Annotated in this window: 2 protein-coding genes; both read left to right on the top strand. The window is 71.5% G+C overall.

Annotation, left to right across the window (positions count from 1 at the left end):
• Positions 1–825, top strand: an 825-nt coding sequence (icmH, locus tag B8460_RS05015) for a type IVB secretion system protein IcmH/DotU (protein ID WP_048860484.1), incomplete at its 5' end; no start/stop codon positions are given.
• On the top strand, positions 822–3,226 hold a 2,405-nt coding region (tssM, locus tag B8460_RS05010; RefSeq protein ID WP_048860483.1), incomplete at its 3' end, for a type VI secretion system membrane subunit TssM. The genes icmH and tssM, both read left to right, overlap by 4 nt.

Genomic DNA, 3,226 nt, shown 5'->3' with positions numbered 1-3,226 from the left:
GAATTCCCCGCCCCGCCGCCCGCCGCGCCGCCGCTGCTGCGCGCGGCATGGCCGCTGATCAGCGTCCTCAACCGTCTCGCCGGCGGTGCCGCCGCACGCGACCTCGCGCGCTTCAAGCGCGGCCTGATCGCCATGATCGATACCTTTGTCCACACGGCGATTGCGGACGGCGTGCCGCCGGGACAGGTCTCGGCCGCACGCTACATCCTGTGCACGGCGCTCGACGAGGCGGTGCTGACCACCGCCTGGGGCAATGCCGGCGACTGGAACACGCCGAGCCTGCTCAACCGGTTCCACGGCGAGACCTGGGGCGGCGAGACGGTGTTCGCGCTGCTCGACCGGGCGCGAACGAACGTGGACGAGTACCGCGGCATCCTGACGATCGGCTACATCGTGATGTCGCTCGGCTTTCAGGGACGCTATCGCCGCGAGCGCGACGGCACCGCGCTGGCCGAGGCGGTGCGCACGCAGCTCGGCGAACTGCTCTATCCCGTGCCGCCGCGGCCGCTGCCCTTCGTGACCCTTGCGGCGGCGCCGGTGTCACGCCGGCAGCGTGAACTGTTCCGCTACGCCCCGGTCTGGACGGTCGCGGTTTTCTGCGCCCTGCTGTCGCTCTCTTATTATGCATGGCTCGATTATGAGCTGCGCCATGACGCGGCTGCGGTGGCGGTGACGCTGCAGGCCATGCCGGAGATGGTCGGAACCGTCGCCCCGCCCGCCCCGCCCCCCGTGGCAACGGCCAAGCCCTCGGCGACCGTCACGCCGCTGTCGGTGCATCCGGGCAGCCGCCTCGGCGACTTCGCCCGTCCGGGAGCACGGCGATGACGGGGTTCGCCCGCTTCATGCTGACCTGGCGACGGCTGAGCGAGGCGCTCGCCGTCGTCATCATCGACGCGCTGATCTGGGCCGGCGGCGTGCCGGGTCCGACGGACCTGTTCCCGAGCGTGACGATCCCCGAGCGCCTGGGACTGATGGCGCTGGTGCTGACGTTGTGGCTGCTGTTCTCGTACGCGCGCTACCGGCGGCAGCGCCGGCGCGCGAACCGGTTGTTCGCCGGGCTCAGCGGCGACACCACCCTCTCGCCGGTCGGCGCCGAGAGCGAGCTGGAGGTGGAGGAACTACGCCAGCCGCTGACCGAGGCGCTCGCCTATCTACGCGAACAGGGCGAGGCAGAACGCGGGCGGGACTTCGCCAACGTGCTGCCCTGGCTGCTCGTGCTCGGACCGCCCGCGGCCGGGTGCGGCACGCTGGTCGAGCAATCCGACCTGCCGATGCCGATCGAGGAACGGCTCGGCCGCGGCGGCATCCGCACGCAGGTCGCGGGCGGCACGCGCTGGTGGTTCACCGACGAGGGACTGCTGATCTCGCCGCGTGGCGCCGTCCTCGGGATCGGCGAGGCGGGCAAGGCGGCGCCGCTCTGGCGCGGGCTGCTCGATTTTCTGGTCGAGCGGCGGGCACGCCGGCCGGTCGACGGGGTGATCCTGGTGATCGACGCCGAGCGTCTCATACGCGGCGAGGGGCCGGAGGTCGCGGCCACGCTGCGCATGCGTCTGCAGGAGGCGATGCGCCGTTTCGGCAGCCGGCTGCAGGTCTATGTCACCGTCACCAAGATGGACGGTGTCGCCGGCTTCGCCGAGTATTTCAGCGGCGTCGACGCGGAGACCCGGCGCGACGCGTTCGGCGTGCTGCTGCCGGCGGCGGAACCGGTCGGGCAGACGCGCCTGCTGGCCGCCCTGCATGCCGAGTTCGAGCGGCTGGGTCAGCGGCTGCTGCGCGATCTGCCGTTCCGCATCGCCGCCGATCGCGACGTGCGCCGTCGCGCCCGCGCCGCCGCGTTCCCGAGCGTGTTCACCCGCCTGAGCGAGACGGTGGAAGCGTTCTGCGCCGAACTCGCGCGCGCCGGCCGCTATGACAAGACGCTGCTGCTGCGGGGTGTGTTCTTCACCAGCGCGTCGCCCGGTCGGGCGGCGTCCGGCACATCCGTCCCCGGCGACGGCCCGGCGCTCGATCCCTGGGCGCCCGCCTATGCCGGCGGCCTCGGCCTCGCGCTCTCGACCGCGCCCGCGACGACGCTCGCCGGGCCGCTGTTCATCAACGGCCTGTTCCGTCGCATCGCGCTGCCGGAAAGCGGGCTCGCGGGCAGCAATCCCGATCTCGAACGCCGGCTGCTGCTGCTGCATATCGCGGGCTATGCCGCCTGCCTGCTCGGGCTGCTGCTGTCGGCGGCGGTGTGGCTCAGCGATTACGGCCACCACAGCGACATCCTGGCACAGATGCGGTCGCAGGCGCGCATCGAGGCGACGGAGCTTGGGCCGCTGTCGGACCGGGCCTCGCTGCCTGACATCATCCCGCCGCTGAACATCGCGCGTGCGCTGACGACGGTCGATCCTGGCCACAGCGACCTCAATCCGCTGAGCCTGTCGCAGGCGATCACGGCGGCGCAGCGCAGCTACGACGACCTGCTGCTTGCCCTGCTGCTGCCGGCGCTGCGGCGGACGCTGGAGGGGCAGTTACAGGCCGCCGTATCGGCCGGCGCCGATATCCCCCGGATCCGCACGCTGCTGACGACGTATCTGGAGCTGGCCACGCCGGGGCATTTCTCGCGCACCGACGTCGCGAGCTGGGCGAATGCGACGCTCGGCGCCGCACTGGCCGGACAGCCGCAGACGCTGACGGATGCGCAGATCCATACCTCCGCCCTGCTCGACCTGCTGCCGACGCCGCTCGCGGTCAACGACTCGCTGGTGGAGACCGCGCGCGCGCTGCTGCGCACGGCGCCGACGGCGGACGAGATCTATACCGAACTGAAAAGCGTCGCGCTGCGGAGCAACCTGCCGGGCATCGACGTGGTCGCCTCGCTCGGACCGTCCGGGGCACAGCTGCTCATGCTGCGCGCCCAGGCACGGCTGCCGACCACCGTGCCGGCGCTATACACACGGGAAGGCTTCTACCAGCTCTTCCTCAAGGACGCGCCGCGTCTCGCGCGCGACCTCGGCGACACGGACTGGATCCTCGGCCACACCACGACCACCGAGGCGCAGGCGCAGGCGCTGCTGCGCCAGGTCTCCGACCTGTACGTGCGCGACTACATCGCCAAGTGGCGGGTGGTGCTGGATCAGATCAGCCTGCGCGCCCTGCCCGATCTCGGCTCGATCACGGCGGCGCTGCAGACCCTGTCGGGCATCAGCTCGCCACTGGTGCAGCTGATCAACCTCGTGCGCATGCA

Source organism: Acidisphaera rubrifaciens HS-AP3 (assembly GCF_000964365.1).
Classification (GTDB): Bacteria; Pseudomonadota; Alphaproteobacteria; order Acetobacterales; family Acetobacteraceae; genus Acidisphaera; species Acidisphaera rubrifaciens.
This window is presented reverse-complemented; position numbering and strand designations above follow the sequence as displayed.